1 protein-coding gene is annotated in these 507 nt (G+C 39.4%); it reads right to left on the bottom strand.

Translation table 11 applies throughout. The annotated features are described in order from the left end of the window. Nucleotides 1–235: hypothetical protein (locus tag A3757_RS05810; protein ID WP_156506207.1), on the bottom strand; the 235-nt coding region annotated here is incomplete at its 3' end. Between the last annotated feature and the right edge of the window lie 272 nt (nucleotides 236–507).

Here is a 507-nt window from a genome sequence, read left to right as displayed (position 1 = left end):
TCATCTTAACGACAAACTCTACTGCCCCAATAAAAAACAAACCAACTTCACTTCGGTTTTCTTGATCCTCAAATACTCGTTTCTCTCCAGCCCCTTGATGAACACTATTAATATGAAACTGAGCAAAATCAATTAATTGGGATGAGAACCCTACAGCGTTACCCTCTTCAGTTTCATGCCTGCTTAGCTGACTTGCACGGTACAGCGACGATACTCTATGTAAGAGCAATAGCATTAAAAAAACCCGCAAGTGCACTGGCCGTTAGTGCCAAATTATCGTACAACAGCCCATAATCTTGCGAGAAAGAGTTCTGTATACCAAGGTTCATCCATATATCATTCGTCATCAAATATTCCTAGTCGTTACAAACAAAGGGGCCTTAAATAAATTCCCGATGATTGTAACAAGTAAAGGAATGACAAATTATCCCAAAGTGGTAACAACAGGTAAAACCTCGGGAATTTATTTACGGCCCCTTTGTTTGTAACGACTAGGAATATTTGATG

The organism is Oleiphilus sp. HI0117, from assembly GCF_001635235.1.
Note: the sequence above shows the minus strand (reverse complement) of the source record. Positions and strands in the feature narration are given on the sequence as shown.